At 60.0% G+C, this 18,913-nt stretch carries 14 protein-coding genes; 10 read left to right on the forward strand and 4 right to left on the reverse strand.

From position 1 onward, the window contains the following. Nucleotides 1-136 precede the first annotated feature (136 nt). Together rlmM and tusA are read left to right on the forward strand one after the other, a co-directional pair. Entirely contained in the window at nt 137-1,213 is a 1,077-nt protein-coding gene (rlmM, locus tag ICY20_RS04035; RefSeq protein WP_159959439.1) for a 23S rRNA (cytidine(2498)-2'-O)-methyltransferase RlmM, read from the forward strand. A 143-nt stretch (nt 1,214-1,356) separates the two neighbouring features. Then, a complete protein-coding gene (gene tusA / locus ICY20_RS04040) occupies nt 1,357-1,608 on the forward strand; it encodes a sulfurtransferase TusA (protein ID WP_159959437.1) in 252 nt (83 codons plus the stop codon). Here the strand turns inward: tusA and ICY20_RS04045 are convergent. After that, nucleotides 1,605-2,999 (reverse strand): MATE family efflux transporter, encoded by a 1,395-nt coding sequence (locus ICY20_RS04045; RefSeq protein ID WP_159959435.1) that lies wholly within the window; start codon nt 2,997-2,999, stop codon nt 1,605-1,607. The two genes, tusA and ICY20_RS04045, sit on opposite strands and share 4 nt — an antisense overlap. A 274-nt stretch (nt 3,000-3,273) precedes the next feature. Between ICY20_RS04045 and pdxB the strand changes: the two genes are divergently transcribed. Further along, the gene (gene pdxB / locus ICY20_RS04050) at nt 3,274-4,416 is read left to right on the forward strand and encodes a 4-phosphoerythronate dehydrogenase PdxB (protein WP_194936978.1); all 1,143 of its coding nucleotides are present in this window, start codon (nt 3,274-3,276) and stop codon (nt 4,414-4,416) included. 53 nt (nt 4,417-4,469) lie between these two features. Here pdxB and ICY20_RS04055 read toward each other — a convergent pair whose 3' ends face one another. Continuing rightward, entirely contained in the window at nt 4,470-4,643 is a 174-nt protein-coding gene (locus ICY20_RS04055; protein ID WP_194936979.1) for a PA1571 family protein, read from the reverse strand. Nucleotides 4,644-4,879: 236 nt separating this feature from the next. Between ICY20_RS04055 and ICY20_RS04060 the strand changes: the two genes are divergently transcribed. Beyond that, the gene (locus ICY20_RS04060; RefSeq protein ID WP_194936980.1) at nt 4,880-6,661 is read left to right on the forward strand and encodes an ABC transporter transmembrane domain-containing protein; all 1,782 of its coding nucleotides are present in this window, start codon (nt 4,880-4,882) and stop codon (nt 6,659-6,661) included. A 61-nt stretch (nt 6,662-6,722) separates the two neighbouring features. On the opposite strand, the gene ICY20_RS04065 is transcribed toward ICY20_RS04060, so the two are convergent. After that, the gene (locus tag ICY20_RS04065) at nt 6,723-8,651 is read right to left on the reverse strand and encodes a transglycosylase SLT domain-containing protein (protein WP_194936981.1); all 1,929 of its coding nucleotides are present in this window, start codon (nt 8,649-8,651) and stop codon (nt 6,723-6,725) included. A gap of 213 nt (nt 8,652-8,864) precedes the next feature. On the opposite strand from ICY20_RS04065, the gene ICY20_RS04070 reads away from it, so the two are divergent. Next, entirely contained in the window at nt 8,865-10,787 is a 1,923-nt protein-coding gene (locus tag ICY20_RS04070) for an ATP-binding cassette domain-containing protein (protein WP_194936982.1), read from the forward strand. Between the two features lie 187 nt (nt 10,788-10,974). On the opposite strand, the gene ICY20_RS04075 is transcribed toward ICY20_RS04070, so the two are convergent. Then, nucleotides 10,975-11,415 (reverse strand): universal stress protein, encoded by a 441-nt coding sequence (locus ICY20_RS04075; protein WP_159959425.1) that lies wholly within the window; start codon nt 11,413-11,415, stop codon nt 10,975-10,977. 105 nt (nt 11,416-11,520) lie between these two features. Here ICY20_RS04075 and ICY20_RS04080 point away from each other — a divergent pair, with 105 nt between their 5' ends. The 5 genes from ICY20_RS04080 to topA all read left to right on the forward strand — a co-directional run bounded on the left by ICY20_RS04080 (nt 11,521) and on the right by topA (nt 18,865). Next, a complete protein-coding gene (locus ICY20_RS04080; protein WP_159959423.1) occupies nt 11,521-11,958 on the forward strand; it encodes a hypothetical protein in 438 nt (145 codons plus the stop codon). 484 nt (nt 11,959-12,442) lie between these two features. Continuing rightward, complete coding sequence (fadB, locus tag ICY20_RS04085; protein ID WP_194936983.1) at nt 12,443-14,590, forward strand: fatty acid oxidation complex subunit alpha FadB; 2,148 nt, start codon at nt 12,443-12,445, stop codon at nt 14,588-14,590. A gap of 29 nt (nt 14,591-14,619) precedes the next feature. Further along, nucleotides 14,620-15,795, forward strand: a complete 1,176-nt coding sequence (gene fadA, locus ICY20_RS04090; protein WP_005786153.1) for an acetyl-CoA C-acyltransferase FadA — start codon at nt 14,620-14,622, stop codon at nt 15,793-15,795. A gap of 97 nt (nt 15,796-15,892) precedes the next feature. Then, complete coding sequence (locus ICY20_RS04095) at nt 15,893-16,129, forward strand: DUF1653 domain-containing protein (protein WP_159959419.1); 237 nt, start codon at nt 15,893-15,895, stop codon at nt 16,127-16,129. 114 nt (nt 16,130-16,243) lie between these two features. Next, on the forward strand, nt 16,244-18,865 hold the full coding sequence (gene topA, locus ICY20_RS04100) for a type I DNA topoisomerase (protein WP_194936984.1): 2,622 nt from the start codon (nt 16,244-16,246) through the stop codon (nt 18,863-18,865). Nucleotides 18,866-18,913: the final 48 nt, after the last annotated feature.

An 18,913-nucleotide genomic window follows, 5' to 3' on the forward strand; every position in this document is an offset into this window, starting at 1 on the left:
TTAGCCCTGTTTTCATTAGCAGGCTAATAACTGGACTCTATGGTTAAGTCCAAGGTTCCGAACTCGGCTATCATGCGCGCGTTTTCATGACAGACATTGCGATAGCGCAATGCCGGTTGAGTCACCAGGAGAGTTGATGAACACCCTTTTTATGCACTGCCGCCCGGGTTTTGAAGGCGAAGTCTGTTCCGAGATCGCGGACCTCGCCGCGCGCCTGAACGTTTCCGGCTACGCCAAGGCCAAGACCGGCAGCGCCTGCGCCGAATTTGTCTGCACCGAAGAAGACGGCGCCCAGCGCCTGATGCACGGCCAGCGGTTTGCCGAGCTGATCTTCCCAAGGCAGTGGGCGCGCGGTGTGTTCATCGACCTGCCAGAGACCGACCGCATCAGCGTGATCCTTGCCCATCTGCGCGAATTCCCGGTGTGCGGCAGCCTGTGGCTGGAAATGGTCGACACCAATGACGGTAAAGAGCTGTCGAACTTCTGCAAGAAATTCGAAGTGCACCTGCGCAAAGCCCTGCTCAACGCCGGCAAGCTGGTGGACGACCCAAGCAAGCCGCGCCTGCTGCTGACCTTCAAGAGTGGCCGCGAGGTGTTCATGGGCCTGGCCGAGTCGAACAACTCGGCGATGTGGCCCATGGGCATCCCGCGCCTGAAGTTCCCGCGTGACGCGCCAAGCCGTTCGACCCTCAAGCTGGAAGAGGCCTGGCACCACTTCATCCCCCGTGACCAGTGGGACGAGCGCCTGCACGGCGACATGACCGGCGTAGACCTGGGCGCCGCCCCCGGCGGCTGGACCTGGCAACTGGTCAACCGTGGCATGCTGGTCACCGCCATCGACAACGGCCCCATGGCCGAAAGCCTGATGGACACCGGCCTGGTGCAACACTTGATGGCCGACGGCTTCACCTTCGTGCCCAAGCAGCCGGTGGACTGGATGGTCTGCGATATCGTCGAGAAACCGGCGCGCAACGCAGCCCTGCTGGAAACCTGGATTGGCGAAGGGCATTGCCGCGAGGCGGTGGTGAACTTGAAGTTGCCGATGAAGCAGCGGTATGCCGAGGTGAAGCGTTTGCTCGAACGTATCGAGGAAGGCTTCAAGGCGCGAGGCATTCGGGTTGAGATTGGCTGCAAGCAGCTGTATCACGACCGTGAGGAAGTGACGTGCCACTTGCGTCGCCTGGAAACCCCGAAGAAACCCAAGAACCGCTGATCGAAAGCCCAGCACCGCTCAAAATGTGGGAGCTGGCTTGCCTGCGATAGCGGTATAACTATCGACACCTATGTTGAATGTGCCCCGGTCATCGCGGGCAAGCCCGCTCCCACACAAGAGCGGGCCGGTTTAAGGAGTGAGAGATGAGCCAACCCCAGGATCTACCCGTCGACGGCACCTTGGACGCCACCGGCCTCAACTGCCCCGAGCCCGTGATGATGCTGCACCAGCACATCCGCGACCTGGCGCCGGGCGGCCTGCTCAAGGTGATCGCCACCGACCCGTCCACCCGCCGCGACATTCCCAAGTTCTGCGTGTTCCTGGACCACGAACTGGTGGATCAGCAAGAGCAGGCCGGCACTTACCTGTACTGGATTCGCAAGAAGTCCGTTTAACCCTGGGCTTCAACCGCGCGAATGCGTCGGCGTGCACTGCGCGTCAGGCGCACCACCAACATCCCCGCCGCACAACTCAGGCCCACGATCAGCCCTTGCCACAAGCCGCTTGGGCCGCTGGGTTCGCCGAGCCAATGGGTCAGCCCCAGCGCGTAACCCACCGGCAGCCCCACGCCCCAATAGGCAAACAGCGTCAGCACCATGGTCACCCGGGTGTCTTGGAAGCCACGCAATGCACCCGCGGCCGTGACCTGGATCGAGTCGGAGAACTGGAACAGCGCAGAAAACACAATCAGCGTCGAAGCCAGGTGGATCACGATCGGGTCCGGGGTGTAGATCGCCGCAATCTGCTCGCGGAACACCAGCATCAGACCGCACGACAGGCAGGCGTACGCCAGCGCCGTGCCCATGCCTACCCCGGCGGCGAAGCGCGCCTCACGTGGCTGGCCACGGCCCAGGGCCTGGCCGACGCGAACGGTGATGGCCATGCTCAGGGAGTAGGGGATCATGAACACCAGGGAGCTGACGTTCAAAGCGATCTGATGCCCGGAGACCACCGTGGCACCCAGGCTGCCGATCAGCAGGGCGATCACGGCGAAAATGCTCGACTCGGCAAAGATCGCGATGCCGATGGGCAAGCCTATGCCCAGTACGCGCTTGATCACTGCCCATTGTGGCCAGTCGAAACGCTTGAACAATTCGCTGCTTTGATACGCCGCCCCATAGCGTGTCCACACGGCCAGCCCGAGCAGCATCGCCCACATCGAAATGGCCGTGGCCCAGCCGCAGCCCACGCCGCCCATGGCCGGCACGCCCAGGTGACCGTAGATGAAGATGTAGTTGAGCGGAATATTCAGCGCCAGGCCAAACAGGCCCATGACCATGCTTGGTCGGGTGCGGCCCAGGCCCTCGCTGAAACAGCGCAGCACGTAGTACAGCGCAATGGCTGGCATGCCGGCGGCGATGCCGTGCAGGTAGCCCATGGACGGGTTGATCAGGTCGGGCTCAACCTTCATCGCATGCAGGATCGGTTCGGCGCACAGCAGCAAGAGCGCACCCATGACCCCCACCACGACGGCCAGCCACAGCGATTGGCGCACCAACGGCCCGATCTCGTTGAACTGCCCGGCGCCGTAGCGTTGGGCGACTTTTGGCGTGGTCGCCAACAGGGTGCCGCTCATCAGCAGGTACACAGGAATCCAAATCGAATTACCCAGGCCCACTGCCGCCAGGTCTTGGGGGCTGACGCGCCCGGCCATTACTGCATCGACAAAGCTCATGGCGGTGGTGGCCAATTGGCCGATCATGATCGGCAAGGCCAGCGTCAGCAGGTCGCGCACTTCCCGGCTGATGCGGGCGGGGCGGGTGAGGGGGGCGATGGCAGTGTTCACGTACGGGTGTCCAGGAATAAGGGAGACGCAAGGCCGGCGGATTCTACGCCTTGACGCAATGGTCAGGAAAAAACCTGTGTTGGGGATTTGTAAGCGCCCTTCCAAACACCGAAAATCCCCTGTGGGAGGGGGCTTGCTCCCGATAGCATTGGATCAGTCACTGGCTATATTGACTGGCCCACTACTATCGGGAGCAAGCCCCCTCCCACAGGGGATCTGAGCTGTTACACGAAGCGCATCTGTGTACACTGCCCCTCCGCCAAAGGAGCCTGCCATGCTGATTGTTGCCGACGAAAATATTCCGCTGCTCGACGCTTTCTTCCAAGGGTTTGGCGAGATTCGCCGGGTGCCCGGCCGTTCCATTGACCGCGCCACCGTCGAGCAGGCCGATGTGTTGTTGGTGCGCTCGGTGACCAACGTCAATCGCGGGCTGCTGGAAGGCTCGAAGGTGCGCTTTGTCGGCACCTGCACCATCGGCACCGACCATCTGGACCTCGACTACTTCAAGCAGGCCGGCATCCAGTGGTCCAGCGCCCCAGGCTGTAACGCCCGTGGAGTAGTGGACTACGTGCTGGGTAGCCTGCAGACCCTGGCCGAGATCGAAGGCGTCGACCTCAACCAACGCACCTACGGCGTGGTCGGCGCAGGGGAGGTCGGTGGCCGGTTGGTCAAGGTGCTCAAGGGGCTGGGCTGGAACGTGCTGGTGTGCGACCCGCCGCGCCAGATCGCCGAAGACGGTGATTATGTCAGCCTGGCGCAGATCATCGAGCAGTGCGATGTGATCAGCCTGCATACCCCACTGACCAAGTCCGGTAATGGCTCGACCTGGCACCTGTTCGACCGCCAGCGCCTCAACCAGCTCAAGCCCGGCACCTGGCTGATCAACGCCAGTCGTGGCCCGGTGGTGGATAACGCAGCGCTGCGCGAAGTGCTGTTGGAGCGCGAAGACCTGCAAGCCGTGCTGGACGTATGGGAAGGCGAGCCGCAAGTGGACGTCGACCTGGCCGACCTGTGCGTGCTGGCCACCCCGCATATCGCCGGTTATAGCCTCGAAGGCCGCCAGCGTGGCACGGCGCAGATCTATCAGGCGTTCTGTGCTCATCTGGGGCAGGAGCCGAGCATTCAACTGAGTGATTTATTGCCGCCGCTGTGGCTGGCGCAAGTGCACCTCAATGCTGAGACGGACCCGGCCTGGGCGCTGGCCACCCTGTGCCGCAGCGTGTACGACCCGCGCCGGGACGATGCGGATTTTCGTCGCAGCCTTGTAGGAACCGTTGAAGAGCAACGCACGGCTTTCGACCTGCTGCGCAAGCATTACCCCGCGCGCCGCGAGATCGATGGACTGAAGGTGCACATCAATGGTGAGTCCGCGGCGCTGTCGCAGATAGTCTTGGCACTCGGCGCCGAGGCCATCTAAGCGGCCATAAAAAACCCGGCCACCAGGGCCGGGTTTAAAAGAGCGTGGGCGCTTCAGCCTCGCTGGGCAGGTTTGACCAGTCGCTGTTCCAGCTCGCTGCACGCTTGCTGGATCATCTCTTCGGTAATCTGCACTTCGCGGCCGCTGGCATCGATGTACGTGCACGGCAACTGCTGCGGCTGGCGGATCACTTCAATCTTGGCATCGCTGCTGGTTTGCAAGGTCATGGCCTGTCTCCTCATCAGGTTGTGTACCGACTCTAATACCCCCGCGTGACCGGGCTGTTACAACTCCATACATGATCAGCGGTTCGAACACCCAGTCCACCAGAAACCACTACGGATTTCCAGCCACGCATTAGACCGATAGTCTCTAGGAGCCCTTATCGGCGGGCATAATTAACCTGACTCATTGCTATTGGCCCAAGTTCCCCCCATGTAGAGGTACTGGTTCCTCATCGGTGATGCCCTCCATGTTCTCAGCCCGTCAACGTCGTGCAATTCGCTTGGCCAGCCGTTTTATTGCGCCTTATCGCTGGCAAGCGCTGGGCGCTTTGGTGGCGCTTATCGTCACCGCAGGCATCACCTTATCCATGGGGCAGGGCATTCGGCTGCTGGTAGACCAGGGTTTCATGACCCAGTCACCGCACCTGCTCAACCAGTCCATCGGCTTGTTTATGTTGCTGGTGCTGGGCCTGGCCGTGGGCACCTTTGCGCGGTTTTACCTGGTGTCGTGGATCGGTGAGCGGGTGGTCGCGGACATTCGGCGGCAGGTGTTCAACCATTTGATCTACCTGCACCCCGGTTTCTATGAGAACAACCGCAGCTCGGAAATACAGTCGCGGCTGACCACCGACACCACCTTGCTGCAATCGGTGATCGGCTCGTCGCTGTCGCTGTTTCTACGCAATGCCCTGATGGTCATCGGCGGCATCGTGCTGCTGTTTGTCACCAACCCCAAGCTCACCAGCATCGTGGTGGTGGCGCTGCCGTTGGTGCTGGCGCCGATCCTGATCTTCGGCCGCCGCGTGCGCAGCCTGTCACGCCAAAGCCAGGACCGTATCGCCGATGTGGGCAGCTACGTGTCCGAGACCCTCGGCCAGATCAAGACCGTGCAGGCCTATAACCATCAGGTACAGGACGAGCAGCGCTTCGCCGTGACGGTGGAAGAGGCCTTCACCACCGCGCGCAAACGCATCGTGCAGCGCGCCTGGCTGATTACCCTGGTGATCATGTTGGTACTGGGCGCCGTGGGCGTGATGCTGTGGGTCGGCGGTATGGACGTGATCGGCGGGCGCATTTCTGGCGGTGAGCTGGCAGCGTTTGTGTTTTACAGCCTGATCGTCGGCAGCGCCGTCGGCACCCTGAGTGAAGTGCTCGGCGAGTTACAGCGCGCCGCCGGTGCTGCCGAGCGCATCGGCGAATTGTTGCAGTCGAGCAATGAAATCCAGGCGCCAGTCACTGGCACGGTGCAATTGCCCCAGCGTGTCAGCGGTAGCATGGCGTTGCAGGACCTGCGCTTTTCCTACCCGTCACGGCCTGACAGCTACGCCATCGACGGCCTGAACCTGACCATCAATCCCGGCGAAACCCTGGCCTTGGTTGGCCCGTCAGGCGCCGGCAAATCGACGATCTTCGACCTGCTGCTGCGCTTCTACGACCCGCAGCACGGCCGCATCCTGCTCGACGGTCACCCGCTGACTGAACTCGACCCGATGGACCTGCGCCGTCACTTCGCCCTCGTGTCCCAAAGCCCGGCGCTGTTTTACGGCAGCGTCGAAGAAAACATCCGCTACGGCAACCCGGCCGCGACCTTCGAGCAGGTCGAAGCCGCCGCCCGTATCGCCCATGCCCACGACTTCATCCTGCAAATGCCCGACGGCTACCAGACGCACCTCGGCGACGGCGGCATGGGCCTCTCTGGCGGCCAACGCCAACGCCTGGCCATCGCCCGTGCGTTGTTGGTGGATGCGCCGATACTGCTGTTGGACGAAGCCACCAGCGCCCTGGATGCGCAGAGCGAGCATTTGATCCAGCAAGCCCTGCCGCAACTGATGCAGGGGCGCACCACGCTGGTGATCGCCCATCGATTGGCGACGGTGAAGAATGCCGACCGCATTGCCGTGATGGACCTGGGCAAGCTTGTGGCCGTGGGCACGCATCAGCAGTTGATTGCGAGTAATGCGCTGTATGCGCGGTTGGCGGCGTTGCAGTTCAGTGATGGGATGGAGCAGGTTCAAGACTGATCAGGCGTCATTGAGGCTTTTGTGGCGAGCGAGCAAGCTCGCTCGCCACAGGGGATACGTGTCATTGATCATCAAAATAGCGCTCATGCCAATCCACCAACGGCTGTGGCGAGTTGAGCTTCTGCCCGTAGATCACCGAATAAGACAACACGTTCTGCACATATTGACGGGTTTCGTCGAACGGAATGCTCTCTACCCACACGTCAAAGCTCAGGTGATCGGCGCCGCGTAGCCATTGGCGCACGCGGCCAGGGCCGGCGTTATAGGCGGCGGAGGCGAGCACGCGGTTGCCATTGAACTGGCTGTGCACCTGGCTCAGGTAAGCCGCGCCTAGCTGGATGTTTTTGTCCGGGTCCAGCACTTGGGCCGGGGAGGCCAGGGGGATGCTGAATTTGCGCGCAGTCTCTTTGGCGGTGCCGGGCATCAGTTGCATCAGGCCGCTGGCGCCGACGCCGGAGCGGGCGTCGTCCATGAAGGCGCTTTCCTGGCGGGTGATGGCGAACACCCAGCTCGAATGCAGGCCACGTACCTTGGCTTCGCGCACCAGGGTGTCGCGGTGGGCCATCGGGAAGCGGATGTCCAAATCGTCCCAATACTGCGCTTGGCTAATGGTGCGGATCGCCGGGAAGTACCACTTCATGTCGTAGGCCAGCTTGGCCTGGGCGACCATTTCATCGCGGTTGAAGTGACGGCTGACGTGGTACCACTCGCGACGGCCATCGACAATCTGGCCGCGGGCGTAGAACTCCAGGGCGCGACGTACACCGGGGGTGTTGCGCACTTTGCTGACCAGCGCCTGACTCATCACCAAGGGTTTGTTTTTCAACTGGTAGGGAGCCTTGGAGCGGTCGGCGGCGAGAAAGCCGTAAAAGTCGCGTTCTTGCGCCAGGTGTTTGTACAGGACCAGGGTTTGCGGGTTTTTTGGCTCGGCGAGCTCCAGGCTGCGGGCTTGCCAGTAACGCCAGCGGTTTGAGGTCGCCAGGTCTTGTGGGAGTTTACGGGTCAACTGGTAGGCATCTTCCCAGCGGGCCAGACGCAACAGCAAGCGCAGGCGCCACTCCGATACCGTGTTGTCACGCAGTTCAGGGTCGTACTTGGTCATCACCTCAAGGGCACGCGGGTCGTAGCGCTTGGCCAGGGTCAGGCCGATCTCGCGGGCAATGGCCACTTTTTCGTCACGGGAGAAGCGCATGCTGCTGGCGTAGCCGTCGAGCAGGGCCATGGCCTTGTCGGGGTCTTGGCGCGCCAGGCGACGCAGACCGAGGCCCACGGCGTCCGACATGGCTTCGTTGGCCGGCTGAAAGCGTGATGGGTCGCTGAGCATGTCTGGCTTTTGTGCCACGTCCACCATCAAGCGGCCTTGGGCGCCGAGGGTGGGCAGGGTTTTCACCAGGCTGTTGGCCAGCGCGTAGTTGCGCGCTTCGGCGGCCATTTTGGCGCGGTCCCAGATTTTTTGTTCGGTGAGTTGGCCGGCAGCCGCCCATTGCCCGAAGGTGACATCGCAGGCAGCTGGTTGGGATTTACCCGTCATCCACAGCTTTTCGGTGGTCTTGTAACCTTCGGCCTTTAGATTGTGGGTGAGTTGGTATTGGCCATGCAGGCAGTCCAGCTCGACGAAATTAAGCTTGGGGTCGTAGTACTTTTCAAAGGTCTGCCAGTCGCCACGGTCGGCCAGCCAGCGCAACCAGCGCAGTTTCATCCAGTTGGCCTGGGGCAGATCGCCGTTCTTGGCGAGGAATTGTTCAATTTCCTCGTTGCTGGCGGTTTTCAGGCGCGCGGTCAGTTCGTCGTAGGCCAGGTAGGGCGTCAACGGATAGTCGGCCAGGGCCTGGCTGTATTGCATATACGGGCCGCTATCGCCCTTGGCCAGGGCGCGTTTGGCTTCATCGTAATACTGGCGTTGGGTGGTGAGGTCCACGGCCTGGGCGGATTGAACGGCGGTGGCGGAAAGAAGCAGACAAGATAAAAAGTTGAAAAGGCGACTGCGCATGAGACGTCCGTGCAGAGAAATCACGACTAGCACCGGCATTGCCGACACTGATTGCCCCTAGCTTAGCCTTTTGCCAGCGGCCGGCGAAAGCTTTGCTGGCCGGTTCGCATGGGTTGGCGAGAAATGTCCTACAGAACGTACCAGCAATGAAAATGCCGGCCGCATCCCACCCCTAACTCAGGTAGAATGCGCGCCCAGTTTTTGGAGAAGCGTATGACCCTGCTCAAATTCAGCGATGTGTCCCTTGCTTTCGGCGCCATGCCGTTGTTGGACAAGGTGTCCTGGCAGATCGCCCGTGGTGAGCGGGTGTGCATCATCGGCCGCAACGGCACCGGCAAGTCCAGCATGATGAAGCTGGTCAAGGGCGATCAGAAGCCTGATGACGGCTCCGTGTGGCGCGCCCCGGGCCTCAAGATTGGCGAATTGCCGCAAGAATTGCCGGTGGCCGACGGACGGACGGTGTTCGACGTGGTTGCCGAAGGCCTCGACGGCGTCGGCGAGTTGCTGGCCCAGTACCACCACCTGGCGCAAAACTGCGTCACCGAGGAAGACCTGGACAAGCTGATGCATGTCCAGCAAGACCTCGAAGCCCGTGACGGCTGGCGCTTGCAGCAATTGGTCGACAGCACCCTGAGCCGCCTGCAACTGCCGGCCGACAAGACCCTCGCCGAGTTGTCCGGCGGCTGGCGTCGTCGCGTGTTGCTGGCCCAGGCCTTGGTGTCCGAGCCGGACCTGCTGCTGCTCGATGAGCCAACCAACCACCTGGACATCGGAGCGATCGCCTGGCTGGAAGAAGCCCTCAAGGATTTCCAGGGCGCCGTGCTGTTTATCACGCACGACCGTTCCTTCCTGCAAAACCTGGCGACCCGCATCCTTGAGCTGGACCGTGGCGGCCTGATCGACTGGAACGGCGATTACGCCAGCTTCCTGGTGCACAAGGAAGCCACCCTGGCCGCCGAAGAAACCGCCAACGCGCTGTTCGACAAGAAACTGGCCCAGGAAGAAGTCTGGATTCGCCAGGGCATCAAGGCGCGCCGTACCCGTAACGAAGGCCGTGTGCGTGCCTTGAAAGCCCTGCGTGTTGAGCGCAGCGAGCGTCGCGAGCGCACCGGTAAGGCCAATATCCAACTGGATACCGCCGACAAGTCGGGCAAGCAAGTGATGGTGCTGGAGAACGTCAGCTTCCACCACCCGGACGGCCCGTTCCTGATCAAGGACTTCTCCATGGTCTTGCAGCGCGGCGACCGTATTGGTTTGCTGGGCGCCAACGGTACCGGCAAGACCACGTTGCTCAAGCTGATGCTCAACGGTCTGCAACCGACCAGCGGCACCGTGGAAGAGGGCACACGCATAGACGTGGCGTACTTCGACCAATTGCGCCACCAGTTGGACCTGGAAAAGACCGTGATCGACAACGTGGCCGAAGGTCGCGACTTTATCGACATCGACGGCCAGAGCCGCCACGTGCTCAGCTACTTGGGCGACTTCCTGTTCAGCCCGCAGCGTGCACGTACGCCGGTCAAAGCCTTGTCCGGTGGTGAGCGTGCGCGCCTGCTGCTGGCCAAGTTGTTCAGTAAACCGGCGAACCTGCTGGTGCTCGACGAACCGACCAACGACCTGGACGTAGAAACCCTCGAATTGCTGGAAGAAGTGCTGCTGACCTTCAACGGCACCGTACTGATGGTCAGTCACGACCGGGCATTCCTCGACAACGTGGTCACCAGCACCCTGGTCTTCGAAGGTGAGGGCAAGGTGCGCGAGTACGTCGGTGGTTATCAGGACTGGTTGCGCCAGGGCGGCTCGCCGCGCTTGCTGGGCGTGACCGAGAGCAAGTCTGGCAAGGCCGACTTGAATTCGGCAGTGGTGACTCCAGTGGCCGCTGCTGCTGAGCCGGTTCAAGACGCTGCACCGGCTGCCAAGAAAAAACTGAGCTACAAGCTGCAACGCGAGCTGGAAGCCTTGCCGGGTGATATCGACGCCAAGGAACAGCAGATCGCCGCGGTTGAAGCGGAAATGGCTGACGCAGGTTTTTACCTGCGTCCGGCGGTAGAAACTGCCAAGGTCATTGCTTCGCTGGAAACGTTGAACCAGGAGTTGGAAGTGCTGGTGGAGCGTTGGGCTGAGTTGGATGCCTGAGTGATCTCGGCGCATTAAAAAAGCCCGGCGTTCATTCGTATGAACGCCGGGCTTTTTATATGAAATGCGATCAAAAAAATGTGGGAGCTGGCTTGCCTGCGATAGCGGTGTATCAGTCGCCGAGTGCATCGACTGACAGATCGCTATCGCGGGCAAGCCCGCTCCCACATGTTGATCTCGGTAGGGCTTAAGGGGCTTTGACCAGCTTGACGGCCAGCACATCGCACGGCGCACCGTGCAGCACATCATTGGCAGTCGAACCCAGCAACAACGCCAAACCATGTCGACCATGGCTACCGACCACGATCAGGTCACAAGCCTTTTCTTTGGCCAGGTGGTGGATTTCCTGGCGCGGCTGGCCGTAAGTCAGGTGGCAGTCTTCCTTTTTCAGGTGCGGGTACTTGAGAATCAAGCGGTCCAGGCGCTCCTTGGCCTGGTCAAATTGTTGTTGCTGCAACTGGGAAAGATCCATCGGCACGTCACCGCCAAAGGCCATGGCCATGGGCTCGACGATATGCACCAGCGACAGTATGGCGCCATTGGCCAATGCAGATTCTTGTGCGCGCTTGATCACTGGATCGCACTCTTCGGTCAGGTCTACGGCGACCAGAATATGTACGTAGGGCATGAGGCGTTCCTCCAAGGGACTGCAATAAATTCAGTATGGCTGCTTTCAAGCGGATGGGGTTGCGTCAGGTCAAATCCGCTCATCTAGAAATTCGGGAGTACACATATGACGGTCTGGATAGTGGTGTCAATCCTTGTGGTGGTTCTGAGCCCCCTTGCGTGGCTGCGCCCGTCGCGCCATCAGAGCGGGCGCATGGCCCTGCGCATGGAGGCGCGCCGCATCGGCTTGGCCATGCAACTGGCCCCCCAGGAATGGCCGCATTGGCTCAAGCAGGAGCCGCCGAGCCCTTGCGCGCAGTACTGCCGGCCACGGCGTGGCAGCACGCCAGCCCTCTGGAGTTATTGGCAGCTGGAGCCCGGGGTGTGGGTCAATCAGTGGCGCGAAGTGTGCGTCGATGAGAAGTTGTTGCCGCATTTTGCGACGCTGCCGGACAACGTCTACAAAGTTGAGGCCGACAAGCAGATGATTGCGCTGTATTGGGGTGAAAAGGGCGAGATGAGCGTATTGAAAGCCATCGATACGTTACTCAGGGCGCTGGCTTGATAAACGCAGAGCAATAAAAAGCCCGACATCATCATCGGGCTGGAGTTGGCCAGGCAGGCCGGTAATTTCGTGTTACTCGCGTCGGATGTTCATCCAGGCGCCTTACAGTTGCGGCTAGCCTAGCCGTATATCCCGTTGTGTACAGCCTTTTTCCGCATATTTTCCATTATTGATTTCGTGAATATTTGAATATTGACGGAGCGAAGGCCTATGGTCGGGGTTCTGAAATGACTGGAAAGTCGCGTTTTTACTAGCCTTTGGAGCGATTGACAATTGCCCGGAATTGGATGAAGGTGGCGTACCCAAATCAAACGGGCGTATGAATTGAGCGTTTGTCTGTCAGACGGCTCATACAGAATCCCGACTAGCGCATTGGCGGGTGTGCCTGGCAAAAGGGCGTGAACATTGACTCAATCATCAATGTCCAACCCTGGGCCAGCGTCCAATGTGTACTGTTCAGCTTCCATATCGTGGAGATCAGTTGATGATTTACGAAGGTAAAGCCATCACGGTTAAGGCTCTTGAAAGTGGCATCGTCGAACTGAAGTTCGACCTCAAGGGTGAGTCCGTCAACAAGTTCAACCGTCTAACCCTGAATGAATTGCGTCAGGCTGTAGACACCATCAAAGCAGATGCTTCGATCAAGGGCGTGATCGTTTCCAGCGGCAAGGACGTGTTTATCGTCGGCGCTGACATCACCGAATTCGTCGACAACTTCAAGCTGCCCGATGCCGAGCTGGTGGCTGGCAACCTCGAAGCCAACAAGATTTTCAGCGATTTTGAAGACCTCAACGTACCGACCGTTGCCGCGATCAATGGCATCGCGTTGGGCGGTGGCTTGGAAATGTGCCTGGCGGCAGACTTCCGTGTCATGGCCGCGACCGCAAAAATCGGCCTGCCAGAAGTCAAACTGGGCATCTACCCAGGGTTTGGCGGCACCGTGCGCCTGCCGCGCCTGATCGGTGCCGACAACGCTATTGAGTGGATCGCCGCCGGTAAAGAAAACCGTGCTGAAGACGCCCTGAAAGTCGGTGCCGTCGACGCTGTGGTTGCACCGGATAAACTGGCCGAAGCCGCACTGAACCTGATCAAGGGCGCCATCAGCGGCGAATTTGACTACAAGGCCAAGCGTCAGCCGAAGCTCGAAAAACTCAAGCTCAACGCCATCGAACAAATGATGTCGTTCGAAACTGCCAAAGGTTTCGTTGCTGGCCAGGCTGGCCCGAACTACCCGGCGCCGGTCGAAGCGATCAAGACTATCCAGAAAGCGGCGAACTTCGGTCGCGACAAAGCCCTGGAAATTGAAGCCGCTGGCTTCGTCAAACTGGCGAAAACCTCGGCTGCACAAAGCCTGATCGGCTTGTTCCTGAACGATCAGGAACTGAAGAAAAAGGCCAAGGCCTACGACGAGATCGCCCGTGACGTGAAGCAGGCTGCCGTACTCGGCGCCGGCATCATGGGTGGCGGTATCGCCTATCAGTCGGCGTCTAAAGGCACGCCGATCCTGATGAAAGACATCAACGAGCACGGTATCGAGCAAGGTCTGGCCGAAGCCGCCAAGCTGCTGGTCGGTCGCGTTGATAAAGGTCGCATGACCGCTGCGAAAATGGCTGAAGTGCTTAACGGTATTCGTCCTACGCTGTCCTACGGCGATTTCGGCCACGTCGACCTGGTGGTCGAAGCGGTTGTCGAGAACCCGAAGGTCAAGCAGGCGGTACTGGCTGAAGTTGAAGGCCATGTCAAAGACGACACCATCCTGGCCTCGAACACCTCGACCATTTCCATCTCGCTGCTGGCCAAAGCCCTCAAGCGTCCGGAAAACTTCGTCGGCATGCACTTCTTCAACCCAGTGCACATGATGCCGCTGGTGGAAGTGATCCGTGGCGAGAAGTCCAGCGAGTTGGCTGTTGCCACCACCGTTGCCTACGCCAAGAAAATGGGCAAGAACCCGATCGTGGTCAATGATTGCCCGGGCTTTTTGGTCAACCGCGTGCTGTTCCCGTACTTTGGCGGTTTCGCCAAGTTGGTCAGCGCGGGTGTGGACTTCGTGCGTATCGACAAAGTGATGGAAAAATTCGGCTGGCCAATGGGCCCGGCGTACCTGATGGACGTGGTCGGTATCGACACCGGCCACCACGGTCGCGACGTTATGGCTGAAGGCTTCCCGGACCGCATGAAAGACGACCGCCGCTCGGCGATCGACGCGCTCTACGAAGCCAAGCGCCTGGGCCAGAAGAATGGCAAAGGCTTCTACGCCTACGAGGCCGACAAGAAGGGCAAGCAGAAGAAAGTCGCCGACCCGTCGGTACATGAAGTGCTTGCGCCGGTCATCTACGAGCAGCGTGAGGTGTCGGACGAAGACATCATCAACTGGATGATGATCGCCCTGTGCCTTGAGACCGTGCGTTGCCTGGAAGACGGCATCGTGGAAACCGCCGCCGAAGCCGATATGGGCCTGGTATACGGTATTGGTTTCCCTCCATTCCGTGGCGGTGCGCTGCGTTACATCGACTCGATCGGTGTGGCCGAATTCGTTGCCCTGGCTGATCAATACGCTGATCTGGGCCCGCTGTACCACCCGACCGCGAAGCTGCGTGAAATGGCCAAGAATGGCCAGAGCTTCTTCGGTTAAGCGCCCAGACGAATAGAGCGAGAATATTTATGAGCTTGAATCCAAGAGACGTGGTGATTGTCGACTTCGGTCGCACGCCAATGGGCCGCTCCAAGGGCGGCATGCACCGCAACACCCGTGCCGAAGATATGTCGGCGCACCTGATCAGCAAGCTGCTGGAGCGCAACGTCAAGGTTGATCCGAACGAAGTCGAAGACGTGATCTGGGGCTGCGTCAACCAGACCCTGGAGCAGGGCTGGAACATCGCGCGCATGGCCTCCTTGATGACGCAGATCCCGCACACGGCTGCCGGCCAGACCGTCAGCCGCCTGTGTGGCTCGTCGATGAGCGCCCTGCACACCGCAGCGCAAGCGATCATGACCGGCAACGGTGATGTGTTCGTGGTCGGCGGCGTGGAGCACATGGGCCACGTGAGCATGATGCACGGCGTCGATCCAAACCCGCACATGTCGCTGTACGCGGCGAAAGCCTCGGGCATGATGGGCCTGACTGCGGAAATGCTCGGCAAAATGCATGGCATTACCCGTGAAGCTCAGGACGCCTTCGGCCTGCGCTCCCACCAACTCGCCCACAAGGCGACCGTGGAAGGCAAGTTCAAGGATGAAATCATCCCGATGAACGGTTACGACGAGAACGGTTTCCTGAAGCTGTTCGACTACGACGAAACCATCCGTCCGGACACTACCCTGGAAAGCCTGGCGGCCTTGAAGCCGGCGTTCAATCCAAAGGGTGGCACCGTGACAGCGGGCACTTCGTCGCAAATTACCGATGGTGCCTCGTGCATGATCGTGATGTCGGCGCAGCGTGCCCAAGACCTGGGCATCCAGCCGCTCGCGGTAATCCGCTCGATGGCAGTGGCAGGTGTGGACCCGGCGATCATGGGCTATGGTCCAGTACCGGCCACACAAAAAGCCTTGAAGCGCGCAGGCCTTTCCATCTCCGACATCGACTTCTTCGAGCTCAACGAAGCTTTCGCCGCACAGGCCCTGCCAGTGCTGAAAGATTTGAAAGTACTCGACAAGATGAACGAGAAGGTTAACCTGCACGGCGGTGCGATTGCCCTGGGCCACCCATTCGGTTGCTCCGGTGCACGTATCTCCGGCACTTTGCTCAACGTGATGAAGCAAAATGGCGGCAACCTCGGGGTAGCCACCATGTGCATTGGTCTCGGCCAAGGCATCTCCACCGTCTTCGAACGCGTCTAAGCGTTGAGTTGACGGAAGCCGGGGCCCAGTGCCCCGGTTTTTGTTTTTTGGCAGTTTCGTAATTTTTTTTTAACAAATTTTGTAAGAGGGCCAGAGCATGCAAGTCGAACCAGGGCTCTATCAACATTATAAGGGGCCGCAGTACCGCGTTTTTAATGTGGCGCGGCACTCCGAGACCGAAGAAGAAGTGGTGTTCTACCAAGCACTGTATGGCGATTACGGCTTTTGGGTGCGCCCGTTGAGCATGTTCCTGGAGACCGTCGAGGTTGACGGCAAGCAGGTCCCGCGCTTTGCTTTGGTGCAGGTCGAACCCAGTCTTTTTTCAGGGCAATAACGGCAGGCCGCGCAGACTGCTGCGCTTGACCTCACCTTGTTGCCACTATATATAGCGTTGCCGCGACAGGCGCCAACTGCCTTTCACTTCTCGAATTCAGGAATTTTCCGATCCATGGGCAAATCGCTGGTCATTGTGGAATCCCCGGCTAAGGCCAAGACCATCAACAAGTACTTGGGTAACGAGTACGTGGTGAAGTCGAGTATCGGCCATATCCGAGACCTGCCCACCAGCGGTTCGGCTAGCGCCAGCAAGGAGCCAGCCGCCAAGCGCGGCAAAGCGGCTGCGGGCGAAGGTCCGGTGCTCAGCCCTAAAGAGAAAGCGCGCAAGCAGCTGGTCTCGCGCATGGGTGTAGACCCGGATCATGGCTGGAAGGCCAAGTACGAGATCCTTCCGGGCAAGGAAAAGGTCATCGAAGAGCTGCGCCGGCTCGCCAAAGATGCCGACACCATCTATCTCGCAACGGACTTGGACCGCGAAGGGGAGGCCATTGCCTGGCACCTGCGGGAAGCCATCGGCGGTGACGACAGCCGCTACAAGCGTGTGGTGTTCAACGAAATTACCAAGAAAGCCATCCAGGAAGCCTTCTCCAAGCCGGGTGAGCTGGACATTGACCGCGTTAACGCCCAGCAGGCGCGTCGCTTCCTCGATCGCGTCGTGGGCTACATGGTCTCGCCGCTGCTGTGGGCCAAGATCGCCCGTGGCTTGTCCGCTGGCCGTGTGCAATCGGTTGCGGTAAAGCTGGTGGTGGAGCGTGAGCGTGAGATCCGTGCGTTCATCCCTGAAGAGTACTGGGAAGTTCACGCCGATCTCGGCACTGCCAAGGGCGCCAACGTGCGCTTTGAAGTGGCCCGCGAGAAGGGCGAGGCCTTCAAGCCGCTGAACGAAGCCCAGGCCATGGCTGCGCTGGAGAAGCTCAAATCTTCCAGCTACAGCATCGTCAAGCGCGAAGACAAGCCGACCAGCAGCAAGCCTTCGGCACCGTTCATTACGTCCACCCTGCAACAGGCCGCGAGTAACCGCCTGGGCTTCGGTGTGAAGAAAACCATGATGATGGCTCAGCGTCTGTACGAAGCTGGCTACATCACGTATATGCGTACTGACTCCACCAACCTGTCGCAAGACGCAGTGGCGATGGCGCGTACTTATATTGAAGGCGAGTTCGGCGAGAAGTACCTGCCGGAGAAGCCTAACGTCTACAGCAGCAAGGAAGGCGCACAGGAGGCTCACGAAGCGATTCGTCCTTCCGACGCCAACACCACGCCAGCCAAGCTGACTGGCATGGAGCGCGACGCTGAGCGCCTCTACGAGCTGATCTGGCGCCAGTTCCTGGCCTGCCAGATGCTGCCGGCGCAATACCTGTCCACCACTGTGACCGTGGCGGCGTCCGACTTCGAGCTGCGTGCCAAGGGCCGTATCCTCAAGTTCGACGGCTATACCCGCGTCATGCCGCAAATCGCCAAGCCTGGCGATGACGACGTGCTGCCGGACATGGCTCAAGGCGACACACTGAAGCTGATCAAGCTCGACCCGTCCCAGCACTTCACCAAGCCGCCGGCCCGTTATTCGGAAGCCAGCCTGGTAAAAGAGATGGAAAAACGCGGTATCGGTCGTCCGTCGACCTACGCGGCGATCATCTCGACCATCCAGGATCGTGGCTACGTTGCGCTGCATAACCGTCGTTTCTATTCGGAAAAGATGGGCGACATCGTTACCGAACGCCTCTCCGAGAGCTTCTCCAACCTGATGGACTACGGCTTCACCGCCGGTATGGAGGAGAACCTCGATGACGTCGCCCAGGGCGAGCGCGACTGGAAAAATGTGCTGGACGAGTTCTACGGCGACTTCAAGAAGAAGCTCGAAGTAGCCGAAAGCCCAGAAAACGGCATGCGTGCCAACCAGCCGGTGATGACCGACATCCCGTGCCAGACCTGTGGCCGGCCGATGCAGATCCGTACTGCATCCACTGGTGTGTTCCTCGGTTGCTCGGGCTACAGCCTGCCGCCGAAAGAGCGCTGCAAGGCCACCGTTAACCTGGTACCGGGTGATGAAATCGCGGCCGATGACGAGGGTGAATCCGAGTCGTTGGTACTGCGTGGCAAGCACCGTTGCCCGATCTGCAGCACGGCGATGGACGCCTACCTGCTGGACGAGAAGCACAAGTTGCACATCTGCGGTAACAACCCGGATTGCAACGGCTATGAGATTGAAGAAGGCACCTATCGCATCAAGGGTTATGAAGGCCCGAGCCTGGAGTGCGACAAGTGCGGCAGCGAGATGCAGCTCAAGACTGGCCGTTTCGGCAAGTTCTTCGGTTGCACCAACCCGACGTGCAAGAACACCCGCAAGCTGCTTAAAAGCGGTGATGCGGCGCCGCCGAAGATGGACCCGGTGAAGATGCCTGAGCTTAAGTGCGAGAAGGTTAACGACACCTACATCCTGCGTGACGGTGCTTCTGGGCTGTTCCTGGCCGCCAGCCAGTTCCCGAAAAACCGCGAGACCCGAGCGCCTTTGGTGCTGGAGATCGTGCCGCACAAGGATGAGATTGATCCCAAGTACCACTTCCTGTGTGAAGCGCCGAAGAAGGACCCGGATGGTCGCCCAGCCGTGATCCGCTACAGCCGCAAGACCAAGGAGCAGTACGTGCAGACCGAAGTGGACGGCAAGCCTACCGGCTGGAAAGCGTTCTATGACGGTGGCAAGTGGAAGGTCGAGGACAAGCGCCAAGGCGCTTGATCGACTAAGCTGCAAATGCAAAGGCCGCCTGAAAGGGCGGCCTTTTTT

It is taken from the genome of Pseudomonas pisciculturae (genome assembly GCF_015461805.1).
In the GTDB taxonomy this organism is placed as follows: Bacteria; Pseudomonadota; Gammaproteobacteria; order Pseudomonadales; family Pseudomonadaceae; genus Aquipseudomonas; species Aquipseudomonas pisciculturae.

Bases quoted from the DNA above. Each gene is read 5' to 3' on its own strand.
- rlmM (WP_159959439.1), top strand. From the start codon at position 137: ATGAACACCCTTTTTATGCACTGCCGCCCGGGTTTTGAAGGCGAAGTC.
- tusA (WP_159959437.1), top strand. From the start codon at position 1,357: ATGAGCCAACCCCAGGATCTACCCGTCGACGGCACCTTGGACGCCACC.
- pdxB (WP_194936978.1), top strand. From the start codon at position 3,274: ATGCTGATTGTTGCCGACGAAAATATTCCGCTGCTCGACGCTTTCTTC.
- ICY20_RS04055 (WP_194936979.1), bottom strand. From the start codon at position 4,643: ATGACCTTGCAAACCAGCAGCGATGCCAAGATTGAAGTGATCCGCCAG.
- ICY20_RS04060 (WP_194936980.1), top strand. From the start codon at position 4,880: ATGCCCTCCATGTTCTCAGCCCGTCAACGTCGTGCAATTCGCTTGGCC.
- ICY20_RS04065 (WP_194936981.1), bottom strand. From the start codon at position 8,651: ATGCGCAGTCGCCTTTTCAACTTTTTATCTTGTCTGCTTCTTTCCGCC.
- ICY20_RS04070 (WP_194936982.1), top strand. From the start codon at position 8,865: ATGACCCTGCTCAAATTCAGCGATGTGTCCCTTGCTTTCGGCGCCATG.
- ICY20_RS04075 (WP_159959425.1), bottom strand. From the start codon at position 11,415: ATGCCCTACGTACATATTCTGGTCGCCGTAGACCTGACCGAAGAGTGC.
- ICY20_RS04080 (WP_159959423.1), top strand. From the start codon at position 11,521: ATGACGGTCTGGATAGTGGTGTCAATCCTTGTGGTGGTTCTGAGCCCC.
- fadB (WP_194936983.1), top strand. From the start codon at position 12,443: ATGATTTACGAAGGTAAAGCCATCACGGTTAAGGCTCTTGAAAGTGGC.
- fadA (WP_005786153.1), top strand. From the start codon at position 14,620: ATGAGCTTGAATCCAAGAGACGTGGTGATTGTCGACTTCGGTCGCACG.
- ICY20_RS04095 (WP_159959419.1), top strand. From the start codon at position 15,893: ATGCAAGTCGAACCAGGGCTCTATCAACATTATAAGGGGCCGCAGTAC.
- topA (WP_194936984.1), top strand. From the start codon at position 16,244: ATGGGCAAATCGCTGGTCATTGTGGAATCCCCGGCTAAGGCCAAGACC.